The organism is Fluviispira multicolorata (assembly GCF_009208585.1).
Classification (GTDB): Bacteria; Bdellovibrionota_B; Oligoflexia; order Silvanigrellales; family Silvanigrellaceae; genus Silvanigrella; species Silvanigrella multicolorata.
The window spans coordinates 133,359-156,348 of sequence record NZ_WFLN01000010.1; the positions used below are offsets into that span (position 1 = coordinate 133,359).

Annotated in this window: 14 protein-coding genes; 1 reads left to right on the forward strand and 13 read right to left on the reverse strand. The window is 29.5% G+C overall.

Going from position 1 to position 22,990, the window contains the following annotated elements; genetic code table 11:
* Window positions 1–40: 40 nt before the first annotated feature.
* From GCL57_RS13595 to GCL57_RS13630, 8 genes are all read right to left on the reverse strand, one after another.
* Window positions 41–1,501 (reverse strand): hypothetical protein, encoded by a 1,461-nt coding sequence (locus tag GCL57_RS13595; protein ID WP_152213901.1) that lies wholly within the window; start codon window positions 1,499–1,501, stop codon window positions 41–43.
* Window positions 1,502–1,844: 343 nt separating this feature from the next.
* Window positions 1,845–2,444 carry a hypothetical protein gene (locus GCL57_RS13600; RefSeq protein WP_152213902.1) on the reverse strand — a complete coding sequence of 200 codons (600 nt, stop codon included), beginning with the start codon at window positions 2,442–2,444 and terminating at the stop codon, window positions 1,845–1,847.
* A 10-nt stretch (window positions 2,445–2,454) separates the two neighbouring features.
* Window positions 2,455–3,864, reverse strand: a complete 1,410-nt coding sequence (locus GCL57_RS13605) for a hypothetical protein (RefSeq protein ID WP_152213903.1) — start codon at window positions 3,862–3,864, stop codon at window positions 2,455–2,457.
* Between the two features lie 13 nt (window positions 3,865–3,877).
* Window positions 3,878–4,618 (reverse strand): hypothetical protein, encoded by a 741-nt coding sequence (locus tag GCL57_RS13610; RefSeq protein WP_152213904.1) that lies wholly within the window; start codon window positions 4,616–4,618, stop codon window positions 3,878–3,880.
* A 30-nt stretch (window positions 4,619–4,648) separates the two neighbouring features.
* Complete coding sequence (locus GCL57_RS13615; protein ID WP_152213905.1) at window positions 4,649–5,467, reverse strand: Hint domain-containing protein; 819 nt, start codon at window positions 5,465–5,467, stop codon at window positions 4,649–4,651.
* A 42-nt stretch (window positions 5,468–5,509) separates the two neighbouring features.
* Window positions 5,510–5,860, reverse strand: coding sequence for a hypothetical protein (locus GCL57_RS13620; RefSeq protein WP_152213906.1), 351 nt, complete (start codon window positions 5,858–5,860; stop codon window positions 5,510–5,512).
* A 474-nt stretch (window positions 5,861–6,334) separates the two neighbouring features.
* Complete coding sequence (locus GCL57_RS13625) at window positions 6,335–8,665, reverse strand: penicillin acylase family protein (RefSeq protein WP_152213907.1); 2,331 nt, start codon at window positions 8,663–8,665, stop codon at window positions 6,335–6,337.
* Window positions 8,665–8,886: an MbtH family protein gene (locus tag GCL57_RS13630; protein WP_211363269.1), complete on the reverse strand. Its 222-nt coding sequence runs from the start codon at window positions 8,884–8,886 to the stop codon at window positions 8,665–8,667. Before GCL57_RS13630 ends, GCL57_RS13625 begins: the two co-directional genes overlap by 1 nt.
* Before the next feature lie 208 nt (window positions 8,887–9,094).
* Between GCL57_RS13630 and GCL57_RS13635 the strand changes: the two genes are divergently transcribed.
* Window positions 9,095–10,450: an MATE family efflux transporter gene (locus GCL57_RS13635; RefSeq protein WP_152213908.1), complete on the forward strand. Its 1,356-nt coding sequence runs from the start codon at window positions 9,095–9,097 to the stop codon at window positions 10,448–10,450.
* Here GCL57_RS13635 and GCL57_RS13640 read toward each other — a convergent pair.
* From GCL57_RS13640 to GCL57_RS13660, 5 genes are read right to left on the reverse strand one after another with little or no spacing between them, the layout of a single operon-like run.
* On the reverse strand, window positions 10,346–11,014 hold the full coding sequence (locus GCL57_RS13640; RefSeq protein ID WP_152213909.1) for a hypothetical protein: 669 nt from the start codon (window positions 11,012–11,014) through the stop codon (window positions 10,346–10,348). The genes GCL57_RS13635 and GCL57_RS13640 overlap by 105 nt on opposite strands.
* 44 nt (window positions 11,015–11,058) lie before the next feature.
* Window positions 11,059–11,898: a class I SAM-dependent methyltransferase gene (locus GCL57_RS13645; RefSeq protein ID WP_152213910.1), complete on the reverse strand. Its 840-nt coding sequence runs from the start codon at window positions 11,896–11,898 to the stop codon at window positions 11,059–11,061.
* Window positions 11,895–14,561: a lyase family protein gene (locus GCL57_RS13650; protein WP_161597770.1), complete on the reverse strand. Its 2,667-nt coding sequence runs from the start codon at window positions 14,559–14,561 to the stop codon at window positions 11,895–11,897. Before GCL57_RS13650 ends, GCL57_RS13645 begins: the two co-directional genes overlap by 4 nt.
* Window positions 14,551–15,666 carry a pyridoxal-phosphate dependent enzyme gene (locus GCL57_RS13655; protein WP_161597771.1) on the reverse strand — a complete coding sequence of 372 codons (1,116 nt, stop codon included), beginning with the start codon at window positions 15,664–15,666 and terminating at the stop codon, window positions 14,551–14,553. Before GCL57_RS13655 ends, GCL57_RS13650 begins: the two co-directional genes overlap by 11 nt.
* A 14-nt stretch (window positions 15,667–15,680) precedes the next feature.
* Window positions 15,681–22,964: a non-ribosomal peptide synthetase gene (locus tag GCL57_RS13660; protein ID WP_152213913.1), complete on the reverse strand. Its 7,284-nt coding sequence runs from the start codon at window positions 22,962–22,964 to the stop codon at window positions 15,681–15,683.
* Window positions 22,965–22,990 lie beyond the last annotated feature (26 nt).

Below are 22,990 nucleotides of genomic sequence, written 5' to 3' on the forward strand. Positions count from 1 at the left end.
ATGCACTCTTATTCTAAAAATAGAAGTCATAAAGTAATCCTTATTTTAAATGCCCAAGTTCATAAATTGGCAATTGCTTATGTAAGCTTGGATCAAAAATAAAATTATTTCCTGAGTATAATCTATCTAAAAGCATTTTATTAGTAATTTCAATATTAGGATATTCTTTTTGTAAATTCATTTTAAGATAAATTAAATATGAGACTGCAACTGGAGTTGCATAGGAACTTACGATAGCTTCATACACGATAGGTGAAGTCCCTATATTAAAATTTGAGATTTGTATAACTCCTTTTCTAAATTGAGTATCTGGGGAATAATTTTGTACAGAAAAATTTATATAGATATCAGAACATGGTTTTGCATTTCGCTCAAGATGACTTAAAATATTTATGTTTTTACTTCCTTGAAATGGAATTGAAAGATTAAAGTCATTGACAGTCCCTACTCTGACTCTATTTTTTAGTTTTTGGCAGTCTGAAAAAAAATTTTCATCATGAATTGAGTTAATCTTATAGTTAGAAGCAGAATTTGCTTGGACTAATATAGCTTGAGTTTGAGTTGTTAAAGGCTGTAAAAATGAATCAAAATATATTTTATTTGTTTGTGAAATAAGTTTTTCTGAAGTATTTTTACAAATACTTAATTTTGATATATCCCTTAACATATCATTGCTAAAACCTCTTGAATAAGAAATAAAATCTATCTTATAATCATTAATTAATTGGGAAGTTTGATCGGATTGAGATTTAAATAGACTGCTTATTTTATTTATTTTTTCGTCTTCTGTTAAATTTTTATCACAAAATATTTCACCAAATTTATTCATCCCTGAATGAATTAAAACAAATTGACTATTTGGACTGTTATTTGCAATGTAATTAAAAATTATTGTACTGTGAGCATTATGATACTTGCCATCGGTAAAAAAATTTAAATTATTTACCATTTCACTAAATTTTTCCTGAAATATCTCCCCGTTTTGTCTTAATAGTTCAGAAGGAATTTTTTCATAGGCAGGATTTTGAAAAGTATCTAATAGTATTTCCTTTGCTGCTCGTGGCATCTGTAATTCTAAGGAAGCTCCATCAAGCATACCTGTCGTTTCATTTTCAAAAATGTTTTTTAAGACTCTTTCTCTATAACGTGTGTATGCAGCAGCTATCATTCCATAATCATCAATAATCATAACTCGATAGCCCAAACTACTCTCTTTTACAGTAGCTTTACCTGGATAAATTTGCACTAAAGCACAATTAGGATCTGTAGAAGCGTTTTCTTTTGTACAAGGCTCTAAAGTTGAAATTTTACTCTGGATGAAAGTATTTATTTCATTTGTAAGTGCTGGGTTTGGATCTTCCCAATTGCCAGAATTTTTCCAATTGCTTTCAAAGTGCATTTTTTCATTTTTAGAACCACAGCTTGTTAACATGAAGATTGAGATAATAAAATAAAAGTTAATTTTTATTTTATTATGTTTTAATAAAGATTTTATTATCATAATAAAACTTCTAATTGTAATCCCCATTTCAAGATGACATTTTTCCTAATATAATTAAAATTACTCTACCTGCAATTCTATTCTTCAATAGAGTGCATCGATTGTGATTGATCTTATAAAAAGCTCTGTTCTTTCAGAAACATATTTTATCCCGAGCTTTCAAGGTTGTATATAAACTATAATTTATCTCTTCTAGATCCACAAATTAGCATTAAATACTTTAATAATAATAGGGTAATAATAAATTTAATTCTCTTATAAGATATAAATGATATATTACCACTTTACATTATTTATAATTTTTATATTTATTATTTTAAAAAATTTTTTAAATAATAAATTTTTATTCATCATATATTGCATCAATTGTTATTTTTCTAATAAAAATTTCTGTCCACATTGCAATGTCTGCCACACAAAAACTTATATATCCCCTATCAACGTAATAATTACTGGGATTAAGTCGTGAAGAAGTGATAAATTCATTACTCTTTGTTGTGCCCGTATTAGCCCGAATATAAATGCTATAATCTCTACTATAAAGAATTTCTACTTCTTTTAATTCATGTAAAGGGAAAGCCGAGGAAGATATTTCTCTTTTATATCCGCTATTTTCAGAAAATGTTTTTATATGGAAGGTATTGATTTTAAAAATATCCGAAGGATCTTTTATCCATGCAAATGCAGTAGACTTAATTTCCAAATAAGGTATTAAATGTGCTTTTTTAGTTAAATAAATAGGCACTGTTGCTAATGCACAATCTCTATATGAATCATACCCAGGGTAATGCCAGAATGAATTATTTTTTATTCCTGCATTTGAAATGAAATCTTCAGAAGAAAAATGGAAACGTATAAAGTTGTCAAATGGTTCTACTTTAAGAGCATTTGCATTATAAGAAAAAGTAAAAAATATTAACACTATAAGTTTTTTATAAAGCATATTTATTTCCTTATTTTAAAAGTCCAAGTTCATAAATTGGCAATTGCTTATGTAAACTTGGATCAAATATAAAATTCCTTCCTGAGTATAATTTATCTAAAAGCATTTTATTAGTTATTTCAATATTGGGACTTTCTTTTTGCAATTGCATTTTAAGATGCATTAAATATGAGACTGCAACAGGAGTTGCATAGGAGCTTACGATAGCTTCATACATAATAGGTAATGTTCCTAAATTTAGTTGTGATACTTGTATTGCGCCTTTTCTAACTTGAGTATAGGGAAAATAGTCTTTTACAGCAAAATTTATATAGATATCAGAACAAAGTCTTGCATTTCGTTCAGAAGGACTTAAAATATTTATGTTTTTACTTCCTTGAAATGGAATTGAAAGATTAAAATCATTAACAGGCCCCACTCTGACTCTATTTTTTAGTTTTTGGCAGTCTGAAAAATAATTTTCATCATAAATTGAGTTAATTTTATAGTTAGAAGCTGAATTTGCTTGGACTAATATAGCTTGAGTTTGAGTTGTTAAAGGTTGTAAAAACAAATTAAAATATATTTTATTTGTCTTTGAAATAAGACTATCAGATGTATTTTTACACTCTCTTTTTCCAGCTATCTCTTTTAAAGTGTCATTGCTATATCCTCGAGAATAAGAAATAAAATCAATCTTATAATCATTAATTAACTTAGTAATTTGATCGGATTGGGACTTAAATAGACTGCTTATTTCGTTTATTTTCTCGTCTTCTGTTAAATTTTTATCACAAAATATTTCACCAAATTTATTCACCCCTGAATGAATTAAAACAAATTGACTATTTGGACTGTTATTTGCAATGTAATTAAAAATCATTGTGCTGTGGCCAATTACATTTATGGTATTCACCATTTCATTAAATTTTTCCTGAAATATCTTTGAGCTTGGTCTTAAAAGTTCGGAAGGAATTTTTTCATAGGCAGGATTTTTAAAGGTATCTAATAGTATTTCCTTAGCGGCTTGAGGCATTTCTAATTTTAATGGAGCTCCATCAAGCATGCCTGTCTTTTCATTTTCAAAAATATTTTTTAAAACTCTTTCACTGTAACGTGTGTATGCAGCTGTTTTCATACTATAATCATCTATAATCATAACTCGATAGCCTAGACTACTCTCTTTTACAGTTGCTTCACCTGGATAAATTTGCACTAAAGCGCAATTAGGATCTGTAGAAGCGTTTTCTTTTGTACAAGGCTCTAAAGTTGAAATTTTACTCTGAATGAAAGTATTTATTTCATTTGTAAGTGCTGGGTTTGGATCTTCCCAATTAATTGGAAGATTTACCTTGTTTTCAATTGTTAATTCTGCCTTGGCAGGTCCGCAGCTTGTGAGTGTAAAAAATATGCTTACTATTATAATATCTATTTTTCTCATTTAAACTATTCCTTTATTTCGAAAAATGCTGTTCTAGGAGTTTTCTTGCTTTTTCTTCTCCAACTTTTTCCATCAAAGAAAAAAATACTGAGTTCTTGTATATTTTTATGATTTCGTTGTTTTTTATTTCATTATTGAAGTTTATTTCTGTTAAATGATGTTCAATATTTTCAATAAATGAAGATGTATCTATAGTTGAAATATAATTGCTAATTAAATCATCTAAATCGGCTTTTTCTCCTTTTGAAAAGATTTCTTTATTTTGTAGTATTAGACTATATTCTTGGATTGTATTGAGCAGAGGTTCTATATTATTTATAAGAGCAATCTCTTTTAATCCATTAATTGCAAATACCCTAGCATAGGCTTGATTTTCAATGCTAATAACTTTTGCAAAATTATTATCTAAAATTATATTTTTAAAAATTTGAGCTATATTATTATTCTGGTTGTACATTTTCTGCAGTTTATCTTTAAAAATGGTATCAAATTGTAATTTTGTATATTCTTCTTTCATATTGTTAACAAAATCTCTTGTTTCAATAATATCTTCTTCAGTAAATTCTTTCTTATTTGAAAATTCTTTTTTTGTATTTGACTGCTTAATTGGATAAATAACTTTTGTTTTAGCTTGCGTTTTTATATTGGCGCTTATATTGCTATCCTGATGCATTTTTTTTTCAGAAAAAAATACTTTAAATATTATTAAAATAACTATCAATAATAACGTTATAAGTAATGATTTTTTTTTCATAGTGCTACCTAAAATTAATAGCGATAAGTTTTATTGTCTGATCGCTATTGCATTCAACATGCTTTTTAAATTATTTTGCCAAGCTAAATCGCCAACAATTAATCCTTCAGCAAAAACCGTATGTTCAATATTAGATTCTCCGGTAGTCAGAAGATTAAGTACGTTTTTGTTTGTTTTCAGAGACTCAATAGATTTGAGTTCTATTGGACTGCCATTTGCAAGAACCAATTGATCCGACATTTTTACATTTTTAGCAGCTACCATTTTTCCATTTGCAAGAAGAATTGCATGCTCTGAGGTAACAGCAAGGCGCAAATTATTAATCGTTTTAAATACAACGAGAGGTTTTTCTTCTGGACCGCTTGTCGTTGAAAGTAAATTATACAGTCCAATATTTAAATTTGTGAGGGTAGAATTGGGCTTTACACTCGCTACGCTAAATTTATTTTTTTCAGAAATAATTCTAGAAATAGGCTTATATCCTACTTCATTGCTAGAATTTTCAAAGCTAAAAATTCGGGTACTTTCTTCAAAGCAGCCACATGAGCAATGAGCTAATAATGAGTAATCAAAATCACAAAGTGGATATGCATTTATCCTAACTAAGGTACTATATTCCTGTTGATTAATGCATCGCACTTTTAGAGCTTGTTCTCTTTGTTTATTGCATTGTTCAGCGGCTACTGGTACTTTATGGCATCGTCCTGCTTGTGAATCTATAATTGGGTTGTCTTTAACTCGATCTCCCGTTGGCGGAGCTAAATCTGCAAATATTTGAATTGTAAATGCGAGCGATATACAAAATAGAAAAGATCTAATGAGTTTTCTCAAAAAACTTTTACCTGACATAATAAACACTCCTTTGTTTGAAAAAAAATTAAGTAAGGAATTTTACTTAATATCTGAATTATCGAGATCAAAATTAAAATCACTATTTATTTTATTAATATCGCATGGACACCATGAAACTAATCGATAATCTCTATCACACATGGGAGTTGAGTGATATTTAACGAGGGAATCATATTCATTGTGATTGATGCAGTTTGTTTCAAGCGCAAGTTTTCTTAACTTTTGGCAATACTCTTCTCTTATTAAATTTGAAATTACGCATCGACCTTTGCCAATTGGTCCATCAATCCTATTTTCCGGAGGAGCCGCGAAAGATTGAACTGTAAAAAAAATTGAAAGAATTAATAATAGGCATTTGGAAAGATTTTGAAAAAATAATTTAATTTTCATAAGAAACTCCTAAAAATTTAGAATCTTAATTCTGAGGATGTTTAAATTTTTTAAAAGAAAGCACAAGTTGCTGTCTGTTTGTCCAAATAATTAACGTTTGCATAACTTCAGGAAGAAATAGTCTTGAATTATATAGATATATAATTTTATATACATTTTTGGTAAGCATTTCTCTGCGGATCAAAATTTCAAGCGATCGTCAAAAAAATGGCAGTTTTATGAGATTAAAGATTTCGCATAAATATAAAATAGAGTTTTATATTTTTATTACAAATAATCCACAATGTGATCTATTGATTTAAGTTCTTTTTCATAATCATTGGGAAATAGTTAGTACTAGTATAATTATTCTTTATGAGTTTTTTCTCATCCTATAATAATTTATTTTTTTCGCTGTAAAATCAGATTAGATTGACTGAAATATTTCTTTTGCTGTTTTTCGGGTGATTTCTTCTAAAAAATAACAGTTGATATTTAACTCGGCTCTAATATCAATGTTTCATATTTTCCCCAACGTTCTTTTTCAGAACTCATAGGTATATACTTTCCATCTCTCCAAAGCGGCATTAAATCGTCATAATTTTTGCTAAATATATTTCCAGACTGCCCTAATGCCTGAATATAAACACTCTCTTCTAAATTATTAAAATCTACAATTTGTCTATACCCTGCTCCAGCAATTTGAGAAAAATTATTAAATTCATATGAACCAACATTTACTGTAAAGCCATCGCCAGGAGAAGAAATACTCCTATTCCAAAACCAACTCAAATATTTATTTTCAGAAAGTCCAATTTCATTAAAAATAGCTTTATGAGTGTAACCCCAATTCCAATTTTTTTGATGTGTGCCTTTATCCTGTGAAATTGCCTTCATAGTTTTATTTAAACTATTGCTTAAGAATTCACTACAATTTTTTGCTTCATTATTTTGACAAAATTTTCCGTTGGTCTCTAGTTGATTTTTAATAAACAATGGCTCAGGCCATTGCGAAAAAACTTTTAAATTATCTGGTACAATTTTTCCCAATTCTCTGAACCAATAAGCAAAAAGAGTTGCTTCATGACTATTGATGTTCATATCTCCATTCCATTTTTTTAATTTTTCAAGTGCTTCTAAAGCTTTACTATCTGTGGGAGTTGTATTTAAAAGAATTGATTTAAAGTCATTCCATAAATAACTTACGGTATCATTCTGTATTTTTTTAAAATCTAGCAAAGTTAATTTTTCATTATTATGCAATAAATCAATTATTCTAGATGCTCTATAAGGTGCTGTTTCGCAGCGTGGAGTTAAAGAATAAGGATAATTATTAGAGACAACTTTATTGTTAGCTGAGACAATAAAGCCCGCTTCAGGATTCAGTTTATTTGGCATTTCATGAAAGGGTATAAATTTATTCCATTCAAAATCTTTTTTGCTGTCAATTGGATACAAGCCAGACCACTTATCTCGAATAGGTATTTTCCCTGCTAAATAATATCCAATATTTCCTTTTTTATCTGCATACACATAGTTTTGAGAAGGAACGATAAAATAGCTTAGAGCATTTTTAAAGTCATCCCAATTTTTTGCGTAATTTAGCATTATAAATGCATGTAAAGTTGTATCATTTTCTAATAAACCAGTCCATTTTAAGGCAACCTTTTTTCCGACTCGACTGGCTTCAGTAATTTCACTAATAATAGGTCCATGGGAACTTATTTTAACTGGAAAAATAACATCTTGTCCATTTTTTACTTTAATAACTTCATTAATTGTTGTTAAAACTTGATCTTCAGATTCTACATAAAGATCTTGAGCATCAATACATCCATTGGTAACCCCCCAAGCAAGGTATTCATTGTGTCCAATGATGACTCCTGGCAATCCTGGTAAAGTTGCGCCTATACTATGAAAATTTTTACTCTTTATATCAGCTAAATACCATAATAATGGAGATGCTAAAGATAAGTGCGGATCATTTGCTAAAATTGGTTTGTTCGTATTTGTTAACTTACCAGACACGACCCAATTATTTGAACCTTTACCTGGAGGAGGGTTTTTATTAAATTCTTTACTTGAGCTTTTGCTCTGCTCAAGAAATTCATTTGAATAATTTGTTTTTTCAATAATATTTGCATTTATTCTCGTGGATAAATTTAAATCATTATCATTTAAAATGAGAGGAGCATTATCAGGATACTTGGGCGCAAACATTTCTAACTTCTCAGGTCCATATAAAGACGCTATGGTGTGATTTAAAATTTTATGTCGCCACGTTTCATTTAAATCCCATGCCATCATTTTTTGAAATGCGATACTATCAATATTTGTCCAAAGCGATGGAGTATAGCCAATAAGTTTAAGCTGAATTGGCATTTTTCCATTTTTTATAAAATAATTCACGCCTTTAGTATAACTTTCAACAATATCTTTACTTTCTTTTGGCAGGGATAAATATGCGGATTGCGCGGCACGATAAAAACCCAAAGTTCGTAATGCTTTATCTTTTGAAAGAGTCGCTTCACCAAACATTTCACTGAGCGAACCTTTCACCAAATGCCTTTGAATTTCCATCTGCCACATTCGATCTTGAGCATGTAAAAACCCAAGAGTAAAATAAGCGTCACTATCATTTTCTGCTTCAATATGTGGAACACCATATTGATCTCGATTCACAATTACTTTCTCTAATAAACCATTTATTTTTAAATTTCCACTCAGCAAATTTTGCGTGCTGCTATAGATAAAATAAATAAATATTAATAATGATGATACTGATATTAAAATAAATAATCCTAAATATTTAATTAATTTTTTCATTATAAGTGACTTTTTTCAATGTGTTTACGTAAACTCAATGGTCGCATGTCAACCCAAACTTCCTTAATAAAATTAAGACATTCCTCTTTAGTTCCAGTAAATCCCACATCCGTCCATCCTTGCGGATTTTCTCTAGTAATATCCCAAAGAGAATATTGCTCCTCATGATTAATAACGACTTTGTGTGTAAGAACTGGATTCATAGCATTTAAATCTTGCATTTTATTTCCTTATTAGTTTTAATTAAACAAACAAAATTAATATAAATAAGTATACTTTAGGGACATATTTAACTTGAAATAAGAGTATACTTTTACTAAAGTAAAAGTACAACTCAAATTTAAAAAAATTTCTATCTAATAGAAAATCCTTTTTATTTAATTCTATTTAATGTAGATTAAATTTTCCTCCACGATAAAGGTACTTAAAGTGAAAATAATTCAGACAAATGGTATATATCAACTTGCATATCTCGCATTTCCTCTCATGTTAAATAATTTATCTACTAATTTAATGCTATTTTTTGACAGACTCATACTTGCAAATTACTCAACGCATGCCATGAACGCTGCAATTACGATCGGAATAACATGCAACATTTTTCATTTTGCAGCCTCTTCAATTGCAGCAAGTGCAGAAGTTTTTGTTGGACGGGCAAACGGCTCAAATAACTACAAACAAATAGGAGAACCCGTCTGGCAAATGATATGGTTTTCAGTAATGACTTTTATTCTTTTTATTCCACTTGCTCTTTATGGAAAAAATATTTTTATTCCTGAGCAATATAAAGAGGCAGGAACAACATTTTATCAACTCTATATGTTTTGTGGTCCAATATTTCCATTTGTCATGGCTCTTACCACATTCTATATAGGGCGCGGTAAAACAAAAATAATTATCTGGACATCATTTATAGGCAATATTATTAATTTAATTTTAGCTTATATTCTTATAATCATTTTTAAAATGGGTCTCACGGGGGCTGCTCTTTCAACAATAATAGCTCAATCATTTCAAGCTATAATATTATTTAGTATTTTTCTCAAACGAGAAAATAGAAATATTTTTGGATCTAAAAAATTAAATATTAATATTAAACTATTTCTTGAAAATTTACATATTGGATTTCCAATGGCAATTGCTTACATGGTAGAGCTAGGGGGCTGGGCACTAATCTTACGTATTCTGTCTGCTTCAGGGCAAAAATATATAACCGCTTTTGCAATTGGACAAAGTCTTTTTATACTATTTACATTTATATCTGAGGGACTACAAAAAGCAATTACAGTTTTAGCTTCTAATTATATTGGTGCAAATAACTGGATAAATTTTAAAAAATTATTACGCGAGAGTGTGAAATTACAAATTCTAATTGCATTAGTCCTTTTAATTCCTTTCTTATTTTATGCAGAGCCTATCATTAAATCCTTTACCCATAGCTCTAATATGAATATAAATAATTTTAACCAATCTGCACAAAATGCCCTCATTTGGTTTTGGTTTTTCTTTATATGTGATGGAATTAAATGGATACTTGCTAGTTTATTAATTTCACTAAAAAAAGCCGCATATGTCATGCTTACTAATTTAGCAACGATTTGGATTATAGCAGTTCTACCAATATATATTTATGTTAAAACATTTAAAGGATCTGAAAATTTTGTTTGGTTCTTTATAATTTTATACAGTATAGTTAATGCTTTTATTCTCTATCTTTTTTACCGTTCCGAAATCAAAAAGAGTCATTTGAATTCTCTTGCATATAGCAATAATTCTAAAATCTAAATCAGATTTAAAAATATTTTCAATCAATTCATTCAGTTTATCTAAATAGTTAAAATTTTGATTTATTAAACTATTTTGATAATGAAACTCTAAACCATACATAATTATTTCAATTAGTTCAGGAATAAATAGTTGATAATTTAGCTTACGACATGGCAAAAATATAAATTTATTTTTTAAATCATGCGCTATTGTTGTATGCTTACAATTTAAATCAAGTAAATTTAACTTTTCAACACAAAAATAATTTATATCCGCTTCATCCATACTATTTAATTGAATACAATGTTTTCCCGTTTTAACAAACCCATTTCCATTTGGCTTTGCCCCTGGTAGGCGATGATATGTCATCCTATGCTGATCAATTATTACGAGCTCAAGGCCAGTGTATTTTAAAAAGTTTTGATGCCTAAATTGCGTTAAAATATAGCGATCTTTTTTAGAAGGGAAAAGATTTATCCAATAAAATAGTCTAGGCTCAATATTGTAGATATTTTCAAAAATTAAAAAATATTTTTTATGATCAATATTTATATTTTTGAAATTGAAATTTATAAACCCCATTTTTATTTCCTAAAATAATTATGATATTTTATATTAAAAAAAGCTCAATTTGAATTTTTTATTAATTCAGGCATATATGTTGCTTTAATTGAGAACATCAATGGCATTGAATCTTTTTTACCTTTTAATACATATTGATCGGGAGCATATTCTTCTAAATTTGGAAAACAATTAAAGCTACTATAAGAAAACTCATTCAAATGCTCAAGAACAAGACCAGCTTGCCTTAAAGAACAAACGATTTCACTCATTGAGTGCGGCCATTCATAAGCTAAATGAACAAACTGCTCATTAGTGTCTGCATAACTTCCATTTTGAGTGGAGCAAATAGAGTTCCCTTTATAAAAATAAGGCTCCGAAAACTCAGTCCAATCATCGTTTAACATATTAACAAATGGATGAAATTCTATAATATAGAAAGTACCCCCTGGTTTTAAAAAATGAGATATTGTTTTTCCCCAAATATTTAAATTGTGCAACCAAGTCAGTACGCCATATGAAGTGAATACAATATCGAATTTTTGATCTAATTTTTTAGATAGTTCAAAAATATCTGAACAAATAAATTTAGCCGGAATATTCAACTGATTACTCAAATCATTTGCTAATTTAATTGCTTCGTCTGAAAAATCAACTCCAGTTACTTTAGCACCTTTATTTGCCCAAGATAAGGTATCAAGGCCAAAGTGACATTGTAAATGCAGTAAAGTCTTTCCTTCTACAGATCCCATTTCTTTCAATTCAATATTCTTAAGAGAGTTTTTATTTATTTTAAATCCTTCAAGATCATAAAATGACGATTTTGCATTTATTTTCGTCCAACTGTTCCATAAAGATCGATTATTATTAAGAAGCTCTTCTTTTGCTGATATACATGTCTTCATTCTATCCTCTCTTTCAATATCATCTCAATTTTTAAATTTTTATCATTTAAAGATTGATTCCAAAACTTAATTTTTTCCTGTAACCACAATCCATCTTCTCTAAGACGCTTATCTGCATTTAAATTCTGAAGATTGACAGATAGTTTAGATGCTCCACCACCAAAATCAAAATTATCAATTAGACAATTATCTGGTAAAAGCGATAAAATTGCCTCTAATGGATTTTGTTTTGAATCAATAGCTTTTTGAATTGCCTCACCAACTTTAAAGTGTGATTCTCGAAATGGCAATCCTAATTTAACTAATTTTTCTGTTACTCCGAGAGCAATTGTCAGACCTTTTGTATTACTTTTAAACATATTTTCAGCATTCGGTTTTGCATTTTTTAAAATCAGCTCTAAAAGCTGCATTGATTCTATTATCTCTTTGAAACTTCTTTCAAAATCAACTAAAGCTTCTGTCCCAACCTCAACAGAATTAGAAAAAGGAGTTTTATGAATAGTCGCTAAACTCGACATTAAAATTCCGCATGGAATAATGGATTTTCCCTTTATTTTTTCTAAAAGAAATGGATTCTTTTTTTGCGGCATCATAGAAGATCCACCACAAAGTTCATCAGGTAAATCAAAAAAAGAAAATTCTTGAGTTGTCCATAATTGAAAATCATGCGCAATTCGGCTTATAACTGTTCCCATCATACTTAATATAGATAAAAGGTTTAGAGCTAAATCTCGACTTGCCACTGCATCTAGGGCATTTACAAAAGGATTTTTAAAGCCTAAATATTTAGCTGTTAATTTTGTGTCAATTGGAAAACTTGTCCCACAACCGGCTCCTGCACCTAAAGGACATTCCATAAGATTATCAAAACATACTTTTAACTTATTCTGCTCTCTTGAAAGAGCCTCTTCAATTGCTATGAGATAAAATGCATAGGTACCAGATAAAGCAGGTTGAAACTGACTATATATCGGCATTATTAAAGAATCATTATTTTGAGCTTGCTGTAAAATAGAATTACGTAATTTCCAACATGCATTGTATATATTCTGAAAATGTTCGCGCGCATTTAATTTAAAAACAGTGGCATTAATATCATTTCTTGAACGACCTGTATGAATCATACCCCCTGTTTCCATACCAAGTTTTTCTATCATAATATTTTCGTATAATAAGTATGTTCCTCTCAATGCATCTCTTTCAAAAAAGTCAGAAAAAGAGTTCTGTTTAAATAATTTTATTTGCTTTAAAATTAGCTCCGCTTTTTCATCTGAAATAATTTTTTGCTCCAAGAGCATTAAAATATGAGCTTCATCAATATGTGTAAGAAAATTAAGTTCTTTTATTATTTCATTTGCACTTTTCTTTTTTAGAACAATTTTTTGTGCGTCAGAGTGAATTGTTTTTGAAAGACGCCCTGTCTTATTATATGAGCTTCTTTGCTCATTATGATCATCTATAACAATTCTAATTTTTTCGAGAATCTTATTCACTTTAAATCGAGATTCTTCTAAACTATCAGCAGATGAAATTAAATATCCAATACGATCTCTAAAATCACCCAATTGAGTGCAGATATCTCCAACATTCTTTGCGATATAATATTTATCTAATATTTCCATATCAGAAAATCCATCAATTTTTGCTATTACACCTGCTTTCTCTGGAATTAAAAAGCGGATTGAAGAAAATCTCTTTAAATTAAATTTTACATCAACTTCTTTTCCACAATATAAATCTAAAAGTAAATCTATGAGATCGATTCCTAATGATTTTTCAATAAGCGCAGGGATCATTCCTCCAGCAAGTCTTGGATTAATTTCAATAATATAAGCTTGATTATTATGAATTCGCAACTCAATATGTGCCGCGCCAAAAATAAAATTCATCGCATTCAATGATTTTAATACTGTATTTTTAATTTTTAATTCAATATCACTACTCAATTTAGCTGGAAAATCATGGCCTATTTCTAAAAAATATGGTTCTTCACCAAGATATTTTTGAGTTATTCCTAAGATTTCAAAATTTTTCTCTGTCTTTAAAACTTCAACTGAGTATTCGCTACCCATAATATACTCTTGAACTAATATCTTTGGCTCAACTGAGTTCCCACGTTCATTTTTTGTATGACTTAAGAGCTGTTTAACGTGTTGTACAAAATCATTTAAATTCTTGCAGAGTTTAACTCCAATACTTCCACTTCCTGAAGCGGGTTTTACAACAACTGGAAATTGAATTTTTTGTTGAATTTGTATAAAATCATTTTCATTTTTTATAAGGATTGTATAAGGAATTGGTATGTCAAATTTTGCAAGTATTTCGGCTAAGATCTCTTTATTCCGACAATTATGAATAGCTGTTACCGAATTGCAAGGTAATGAAAACTTCTCGGCAACACTTGCTGTCACTTCAATAAAATATTCTGAACTTGAAAAAATTCCAAGTATATTTTTCTCATTCTCTAAACATTTAATAATACATTCTTCATTTGAGGTATCAATTTTAATTGGAGAGATTAAATATTTATTTAAAAATGAATATCTACTAGGGTCAGCTGCTAGAAATAAAATTTGATATCCTTTTTCAAGAGCTTTTTGAACAAATATTTCACCCGTCCCAGTCGTATTACTTTCAATAAATGCAAATTTTTTAATATCCATTTTTAGCATCCATAGTTTCTTTATAAGTTTTTCTATGCCAATTTATATATGACCATTCTTCATTAACTTCACTTGGATGTTTGACTTTTAATGGAAAATACGAAAGATCTTTACCGAAAAATCCTACTTCTTTTAGCCATTGATTGTTATAAACTGTAGATAAATATCTATGCCCCGTATCTGGAGCAATGAAAACAACTTTTTCATCTTTGTTTTGCTGACTCACCCATTTTGCGACATGATATGCTGCACCACTGGTTGGCCCATGAAAAGTTGAGTAACGTGAATGCATTTTTCTTGTTTGAAGATAGGCATCGCAAGCAGACACCCAATGAACTTCATCAAAAAGATTATGCTCTAAATTTTGTGGTAAAATAGAATTTCCAAGACCTCTTAAGATTCTTTTTTCATTATTTAAACCAAATAATACACTGCCAAAAGTATCTACACCAATCAAACGGTTAAATGGGTTATTTTCTCTTAAACATTTTATAGTTCCACAGGTAGATCCGCCAGATCCTACACTTCCAACTAAGGTCAGATTACTACCTAATTGATCAATTAAATATTCAGCCAAAAAAGAATAGGCTTTTTGATTTTCAGGATTATTATATTGCTCTGGCCAAAAACTTTGCGGATTGTCTATTAGATAATCCCTTAATGTATTAAGACGAAATATCTGTGGATTGTCTGCACTCAAAGCTTGGGATAGAATCTGAACATAGCCTCCCAAATCTTCTAATCTTCTTTTAAGATCGTCATCAATTGCAGGATCACTTATTATATGAAATGGAAGACCAAGCTCTGCACAGATAATTCCTAATCCTAGTGCATATGTTCCACTTGAGGTTTCAATAATTGGATATTTAGGATTAATTCTTTCTTCCCTGAGTGCTTTTTCAACAACATATTTTGCAGGCATTAATTTCATAAGCTGAAATGAAGCCATAAATAGATTTTTTTCTAATTGAATAATATTAGGTAAAAGAATTGAATCTGAATAGGATCTATAAATTTTTCCATTGTTAGAAATATTCAAATATTTGAGATTTTTTTCTTTCTCAATATTTAAGCAATCGACATTGAATGCTTGTTCAACTGACATGAAATTCGTCCTCATTATTTTAATTTATATTCACAAATTAGTTCTTTTCCTACTTCATTTTCACTTATCATTTTTTCAAGACCTAGAACTGTTGGCACTTTATAGAAATTACATAAAGGTATTTTTATATGATACTTATTTGATAGAAGAGATAGCATCTGAATAACTTTTAATGATTGTCCACCTAAATCAAAAAAATCATCACTGATGCCGATTGAATCCATTTTCAAAACTTTTTTCCAAATTTCCAATATTTCTTTTTGCATTATTGTTTTTGCCGGTTCTAAATTAAATGATTTTTTTATCAAATAGCTTGGCAATGCATTTTCATTAATTTTACCACTTTCAAACAAAGGCATTTCTGCAAGGAAGATGTATTGATCTGGGATCATATATGAAGGTAATATTTGATTTAACAGTTGCTTAATGATTCTACCATCAATGTTTGGCCACAAAACATCATCTTGATTTTCAAAAAAATGCTCTACCCAAACTGCAGGATCATAATAAGTCACAGAATCATCAGAAAAATCAACCTCAGCTGCTTGCAAAGTTTCTGGTAAATGTACAAGACCTGAATTCATTATGGGTGTGTTTGTCCAACTTTCCCAATCACTAATTTTAGCTTTTATATACTGAGATTTTAGATCAATCTTTAATATTTTCCCACCAATTCGCTCGTGCATACGCAACCAATTATCTAAAAGTTGTCCATCTTCTCTACGAGTAGAACACCAATCAGTGAAATTAACTTCTGGAAATTGAGCTTTGCCAGTTGGACGCACTGCAACTAAAATTCTCTGCAATTTATTTGCTTTAGCTATACTTTTAAAAATTTTTAAAATTTCAGAACTCAAACCTTTCGATTGAAACGATTCAGTCACTATCCCAGCTAAAATAAACAAAGTATTTGGCTTATTTTTTGTTTCTTTAAACGCATTTTCTAAAGCATAATCCCAACCATTTGGCAAATCTGCAATGGTTCCGTCCCAATAGATTGGAATTGAATTGCCAACTGCTGCAATTTCATCTTTTCCATCCACTATAAATGTTTGGAACTCTGAAAATTCTGAATATATTTTGGGCCATATTTTCATTAAAATATCACTGCCTTCAAAATATTTTGGCCAGGAACTGGAATGAATGATATTTAAATTTTTAAGAAGTTCAGGTCTTTGTGCAAGAGTAAACATTCTATAAATTGATTCATTAATTTTTATTTTATTAATTTCATCTTTTATTTCAATATATGCAGATAGAATATCTTCAGCACAAATTTTTACAATTGAATTTTTAATATATGGAATTTTTAATAATGCACCCGTAATTTCTTCCAATTCAACTCTATTTCCTCGCACTTTTACTTGTTTATCAGTTCTACCTAAATAATAAATATTCCCATCATCTGCAATTTTTCCTAAATCGCCCGATCTATATAAACGGTATAATTTTCCATCAATTGATTTTTCTATAAATGTCTGTTTCGATTTCTCAAAATCATTTAAGTATCCCTTTGTCAAACCAGGAGAACTTATATAAATCTCACCCACTACACCTTGTGGGACAAGGTTTAGATAGGGATCAAAAATGAAAATTTTCACATTTCCAATTGGTTTGCCAATTGGAACGACCTGACCATAAAAAGATTGAGAACAGTCAAAATATGATGCATCAACTGTTATTTCAGTTGGCCCATAATGATTCATCAATTGACAATTATATTGTTCAAAAAATCGGTCACGAATTATTTTTGTCAATTGTGCTCCACCTGAAATAACCAATCGCAATGAATCAGAATTAAATTTTGTTTCAATGAGTGCTTCAAGCATAATAGGAACACATTGAAATATACTTATTTGTTTTTCAAATATGGTTTTAGAAATTGCGTATGGATCTTTATGATTTTCTAGGCTCGGAAATACTAATTCTCCACCAAAAGAAAGCGTCCAAAAAATATCCAAAATAGATGCATCAAATGTATATGGAGTCAACATTAAAACTTTATCTGAATGAGACAGATTGTAACGTCTTTGAGTATCCAAAATTAAATTGATAAGTCCGTCATTTTGAATAGGTATTCCTTTAGGAATACCAGTTGTACCAGATGTATATATTATATATATAATTAAATCATGATCGATTTTTTTATAAATAAACTCTGAACTAAATTTATCAATTTCATCTTTTAAAATATTTAAATTTAAGGTTTCGCCTTTAAACAGCAAATTATCTTGTGAAAAAACATTATCATGTATCAAAAACTTTACATTTGCATGTTCTAAAATAGTTTCAGTTCGAGACAGAGGGTTTTCAGCTGAAATTGGTACATAATGTGCTGATAACTTCAATATTGCCAAAATAGAAACTACCATATGAATAGATGCTGGCAATACGAGTGCAACAGAATCTTCTGCTTTTACTCCTCTTTCTTTTAAAAAATTTGCCAATTGATTCGCAGATTCATGTAATTTTTTATATGTAAACGTTTCTTTTTCATCTGAAATAGCAATACTATTTGGTGCCTGAGTGAGTTGCTTTTCAAGCAACTGAACAATTTGATATTTTTCATATATTTTGTCCGTATCATTTATTTCATTTATTAAATAATTTTTTTTCTTTTCTGAAAAAATCGAATATTGAGTCAATTGCAAGCTTGAATTTTTAATCACCTCATCCACAATGAAAGCCATATCTTCAAGCATTCTATCAATTGTATTTTTCTTGAAAATATCTGTATTATAAATACAATTAAATGCGATATCGCTTCCCCATTGATCAACAACAAGAGTCAAATCAAACCTAGCTGCATTAGCTTCTGCACCATAAAGATTTTTGAAAAACCTCTCCGCACCTTGAAATTGAGTCGCTTCATATGCTTGAGTTTTATTATTTTGCACTCCATACATTACTGAAAATAATTTGGGTCGAGAGAGATCTTTAACATGATTTAATTCTTCAATAACTAGATTACATGGATAATAGTGATGCTCAAATGCTAAAAGAGACTGTTCTTTAATATGAGACAACAAGTTTTCAAAAGTCATGCTCTCATTTATTTTACAACGAATAGGCATAGGAGTTGCAAATAATCCAAGAATTGATTTAAAATCATCATGATCACGCCCGGCTATTGGACTGCCAATCACAATATTTTTTTGCCCCGTAATTCTGAAAAAGTATAAATCTATAATAGACATCATAAACATAAATAATGTTACATTATTTTTTTCAATAAATGAATTTAAATTACGAATACTATTACGTGGCAACCATGTTGAAATTGAATTCCCATTGTATGTTTGCATTGAAGGTCTAGGAAAATCGTTTGGAAGATTCAAAGCAGGTGGCATGTCCTTAAATTCTTCTAGCCAATATTTTTTATGCTTATCAAAATAACCCAATTGTATAGATTCATTTATCCATTGCGAATAGTCAAAATAATTTAATTTTAATTCTGGTAGTTCGGGAACTTCCTCTTTTAATAATGCATTATATATTGTAGATAACTCTTTAAAAAGATTTATAGTGCTTGTTTCATCCCAAATAATATGATGAATCACAAATAAAAGTTGAAATGTTTTATTTGGGTACTCTACAATATTTAGAACAAACAATGGTCCATTTTCAAAATCAAATGCTTTGTTACTATATTCACACGCTAAATTATTTGCTATAGTATCAATCTCTTCATCGTGTATATGTGTATAATCTAATAATATTTTATTTTTATGTAATATAAATTTGCTCTTTAATTTTTGAACTGGTTTCCCATCTACATAATCAAAATATATTCTAAAATTTGTATGTCTATCTAAAATATTTTGCCATGCTTTTATAAAAACATCCACATTTAGATTTTTGAAAAAGAGATCATTAAAACTAATATTATAGACGGGACTCAATCTGTCAATTTGATAGGAATACCACTCAGGAATCTGACAGGGAGCAAGATCGTACTGCTCTTTTAAAGGATATGACTTAACAGATGCTGTTTCTATCATTTCAAATTCTTTATGATCATTCTGAATGGAATTTGCTAATGTTTCAATAGTAGAAAATTCAAATAATTTTTTAAGCTCAATTTTAGAATTTAATTCTTTTTGTAACTTAATAACAGCTTCTGCTGCGAGTAAAGAATGCCCACCCATCTTAAAGAAATTATCAAAAATTCCAATTTTTTCTTTTCCTAAGACTTTTGACCAAACTTCAGTTATTTTAACTTCCAGTGAATTGCGAGGAGCTACATACACACTCTCATTTATAAAATCTTGATCCGTTGGAGTGGGTAATTTTTTCCTATCTACTTTCCCATTGCTTGATAAGGGAAAGTCATCCATTATTATGTACGATTCTGGCACCATATATTCAACTAAATTGAGTACACAATATTGTCTAATATCTGATTGAGTGGGAGCAGGAAAATATTTAGGGATAATATATGCAATTAAATTATAGTTATTATTAAGTTTATTTTTATTTGCTAATACAACACAACTTGCTATATTATGATGCTCACTTAAACGAGCTTCTATTTCTCCTATTTCAATTCTAAAACCTCGAATTTTAACTTGAAAGTCTGAACGGCCTAGAAATTCAATGGAGCCATCAACATGGCGTCTTGCAATGTCTCCAGTCTTATATAGTCTCTCCCCTAAAAATTTTGAAAATGGATTCGGCAGAAAACTTATAGCTGTTTTTTGTGGGTCATTTAAATATCCTCGACCAACTCCACAACCACCAAAATAAATTTCTCCTCGAACGCCTATTGGCACGGGCTCAAGTCCTTCATTTAAAATAAATGTCTGCTGGTTTGGTAAAGGTTGTTTAACGGGCATATAAGGCATTAAAGTTTGCGGAGGAATTGCAATGTGCAAATGGTGTGAGTCATCTGAACACTCTGTAGCTCCATATGCATTCACTAAAATAATATTTGGATTAAATTTAAACCATCGCTGACATTGTTCTAAGGTAAGTGGCTCCCCATTTGTAATATAAATTCGCAACGGATTTAATTGAAACTTTTCATTTATCTCCTGTTCATCAAGAATAACTTTTGTGTGCGAAGGAACAGATTCAAGTATTGTTACTTTTTCTTCTTTAATTTTTTCAATTAAAAGCTTAGGCTCCCATGCAGAATCTCCTGTAAATATAGCTGTCCTTCCACCAATAAGAAGCGGGCAGATAAATTGCCAAATCGAGACATCAAAGGTTTGCACAGCGATCTGTCCAACTACATCATCTTGATCCATTTTTAAATCAGTGATTTTTCCAAATAAATGATTTACCATTCCCTTATGCTCGAGCATAGCTCCTTTAGGTTTTCCAGTTGAGCCAGATGTAAAAATTAAATATGCCAATCCGCTAGGTATAGTCACATTTTTTGGAGTCTTATTTGAATAATTATCATTGAATGAGTCCTCAACTTTTATTATTTTATTTGTTGAATTAAATATCTTATTTGCACTTTCAAAATGCCTTTTCGAAGTAATTATAAATTGAGGACAACACTGTTCAACAATCTCAAAAGCTCGTTTATCTTTTGGAGTAGGATCCAGTGGAACAAATGCGGCTCCTGATTTCAAAACTCCAAGCATACTCACTAAATAATTAAACCCTCGATCAAGATACAAAGCAATTTTGTCTTCAACATGCGTTCCAACACTTCTCAAATAATGCGCAAATTGATTAGATTTTTCATGAAGATCTATATAAGTTAAATCTAAACCATCACAACTTGCCGCAATTCGATTAGGGGTTTTATTAACTTGCTCTTCAAACAACTCATGGACGCATTTACTTAAAGGAAATTTTTTATCAGTTAAATTAAAAGAATTTATTAAACTATTTTTTTCAAAATCATTCAGAATATCATAACTATCAATTTTAAGTTCTTGATTCATGCTGATATTTTTTAGAAGATTAACATAGTGCTTAATGAATTGATCCATAAAATTCTTTGTAAATAAGTCTGTATTAAACTCTAATATTCCATACAGATCATTTTCACGACTTTGTAATGTCAAAGTCAAATCAAATTTCGCAACGTTTAATTCTTGTTCAATTATATTTAACTGTAAATTTGCTAGAGATAGCTCTTCTGCAGGTGCATTCTGCAATTCAAACATAACTTGAAATATAGGTGAATGACTCAAGGAACGATCTGGTTGAATTTCTTTCACCAATTGTTCAAAAGGAAGATCTTGATTTTCATACGCTTCCAATGTCATAGCTCTTATTTTTTCTAATAAGTCAATGAAACTATCTTTATTATTAAGCTTCATTCTCAAAGCAATTGTATTTACAAAAAATCCAATTAAATTTTCTAACTCTCTATGATTTCTATTAGCTATTGTTGTCCCTATTGTTATATCGTTTTGCTTTGAATAATTCATAAGTAATATATAAAAAGCGGAGACTGTTACCATAAAAAGCGTAGCTGAATGTTTATTTCCAATATTTAATAACTTAGTTTCAAGATCTTTTTCAATACTAAATGCAAACGTATGCCCATTATATGATTGAATTGAAGGCCTGACAAAATCAGTAGGCATTTCTAATATAGGAGGTAAATCACTTAACTGATTTCTCCAATATGAAATAAGATCATTTAAATTCTTACCTTTAAGTTTATTTTTTTGCCAATCTGAAAAATCAATATATTGGATTGGAAGCTCAGGAAGAATATATTCTTCAGACTTTAAAATACCACTATATATTTTTGACAATTCATTGATGATAACTCCGGTAGACCACCCATCTGAAATGATATGATGGATAGTCATCAGTAAAACATGATCATTTTCAGAAATTTTAAGCAATCGCAGGCGTAGAAGTATGTCATTTTCAAGATTAAATGGTTTATGGGTTTCTTCAATTGATACTTGTTTTAAATTCAATTCATCAATAGTTTCAATCTGCAAATAAATTTTTCTTTTTGAGCTAATAACCTGATATGCGATTCCCTCTTTCTCTATGAAGTTGGTTCTGAGTGCTTCATGCCTCTCAATAATCACATTAAAACTGTTAGTAAGCGCTTCTACATTCAAATCTCCCTTTAAACGCAGTGCGAAGGGGATATTATATAATGCTGAATTTTCTTGGAGTTTTTCAATAAACCACAGTCTTTTTTGTGCAAATGAAAGTTCAAATAAATTAACTAAACGATCAATTTTAGGTATTTTATTTGAAGCAAGAGGAATATTATTTTTATTCACATTTTTTAATATATTTAACTTTTTTATTAATTCTGCCCTTTGTTGAGGACTCAGCGAATCAATTTTACTTTTATTTATTGTCATTTTTAAACTCTCTTATATGAAATTTA

Excerpts from the sequence above, each read along its gene's own strand:
- GCL57_RS13625 (WP_152213907.1), bottom strand. The coding sequence starts at position 8,665 with ATGAAAAAATTAATTAAATATTTAGGATTATTTATTTTAATATCAGTA.
- GCL57_RS13660 (WP_152213913.1), bottom strand. The coding sequence starts at position 22,964 with ATGACAATAAATAAAAGTAAAATTGATTCGCTGAGTCCTCAACAAAGG.
- GCL57_RS13605 (WP_152213903.1), bottom strand. The coding sequence starts at position 3,864 with ATGAGAAAAATAGATATTATAATAGTAAGCATATTTTTTACACTCACA.
- GCL57_RS13595 (WP_152213901.1), bottom strand. The coding sequence starts at position 1,501 with ATGATAATAAAATCTTTATTAAAACATAATAAAATAAAAATTAACTTT.
- GCL57_RS13640 (WP_152213909.1), bottom strand. The coding sequence starts at position 11,014 with ATGGGGTTTATAAATTTCAATTTCAAAAATATAAATATTGATCATAAA.
- GCL57_RS13630 (WP_211363269.1), bottom strand. The coding sequence starts at position 8,886 with ATGCAAGATTTAAATGCTATGAATCCAGTTCTTACACACAAAGTCGTT.
- GCL57_RS13615 (WP_152213905.1), bottom strand. The coding sequence starts at position 5,467 with ATGTCAGGTAAAAGTTTTTTGAGAAAACTCATTAGATCTTTTCTATTT.
- GCL57_RS13600 (WP_152213902.1), bottom strand. The coding sequence starts at position 2,444 with ATGCTTTATAAAAAACTTATAGTGTTAATATTTTTTACTTTTTCTTAT.
- GCL57_RS13620 (WP_152213906.1), bottom strand. The coding sequence starts at position 5,860 with ATGAAAATTAAATTATTTTTTCAAAATCTTTCCAAATGCCTATTATTA.
- GCL57_RS13645 (WP_152213910.1), bottom strand. The coding sequence starts at position 11,898 with ATGAAGACATGTATATCAGCAAAAGAAGAGCTTCTTAATAATAATCGA.
- GCL57_RS13650 (WP_161597770.1), bottom strand. The coding sequence starts at position 14,561 with ATGGATATTAAAAAATTTGCATTTATTGAAAGTAATACGACTGGGACG.
- GCL57_RS13610 (WP_152213904.1), bottom strand. The coding sequence starts at position 4,618 with ATGAAAAAAAAATCATTACTTATAACGTTATTATTGATAGTTATTTTA.
- GCL57_RS13655 (WP_161597771.1), bottom strand. The coding sequence starts at position 15,666 with ATGTCAGTTGAACAAGCATTCAATGTCGATTGCTTAAATATTGAGAAA.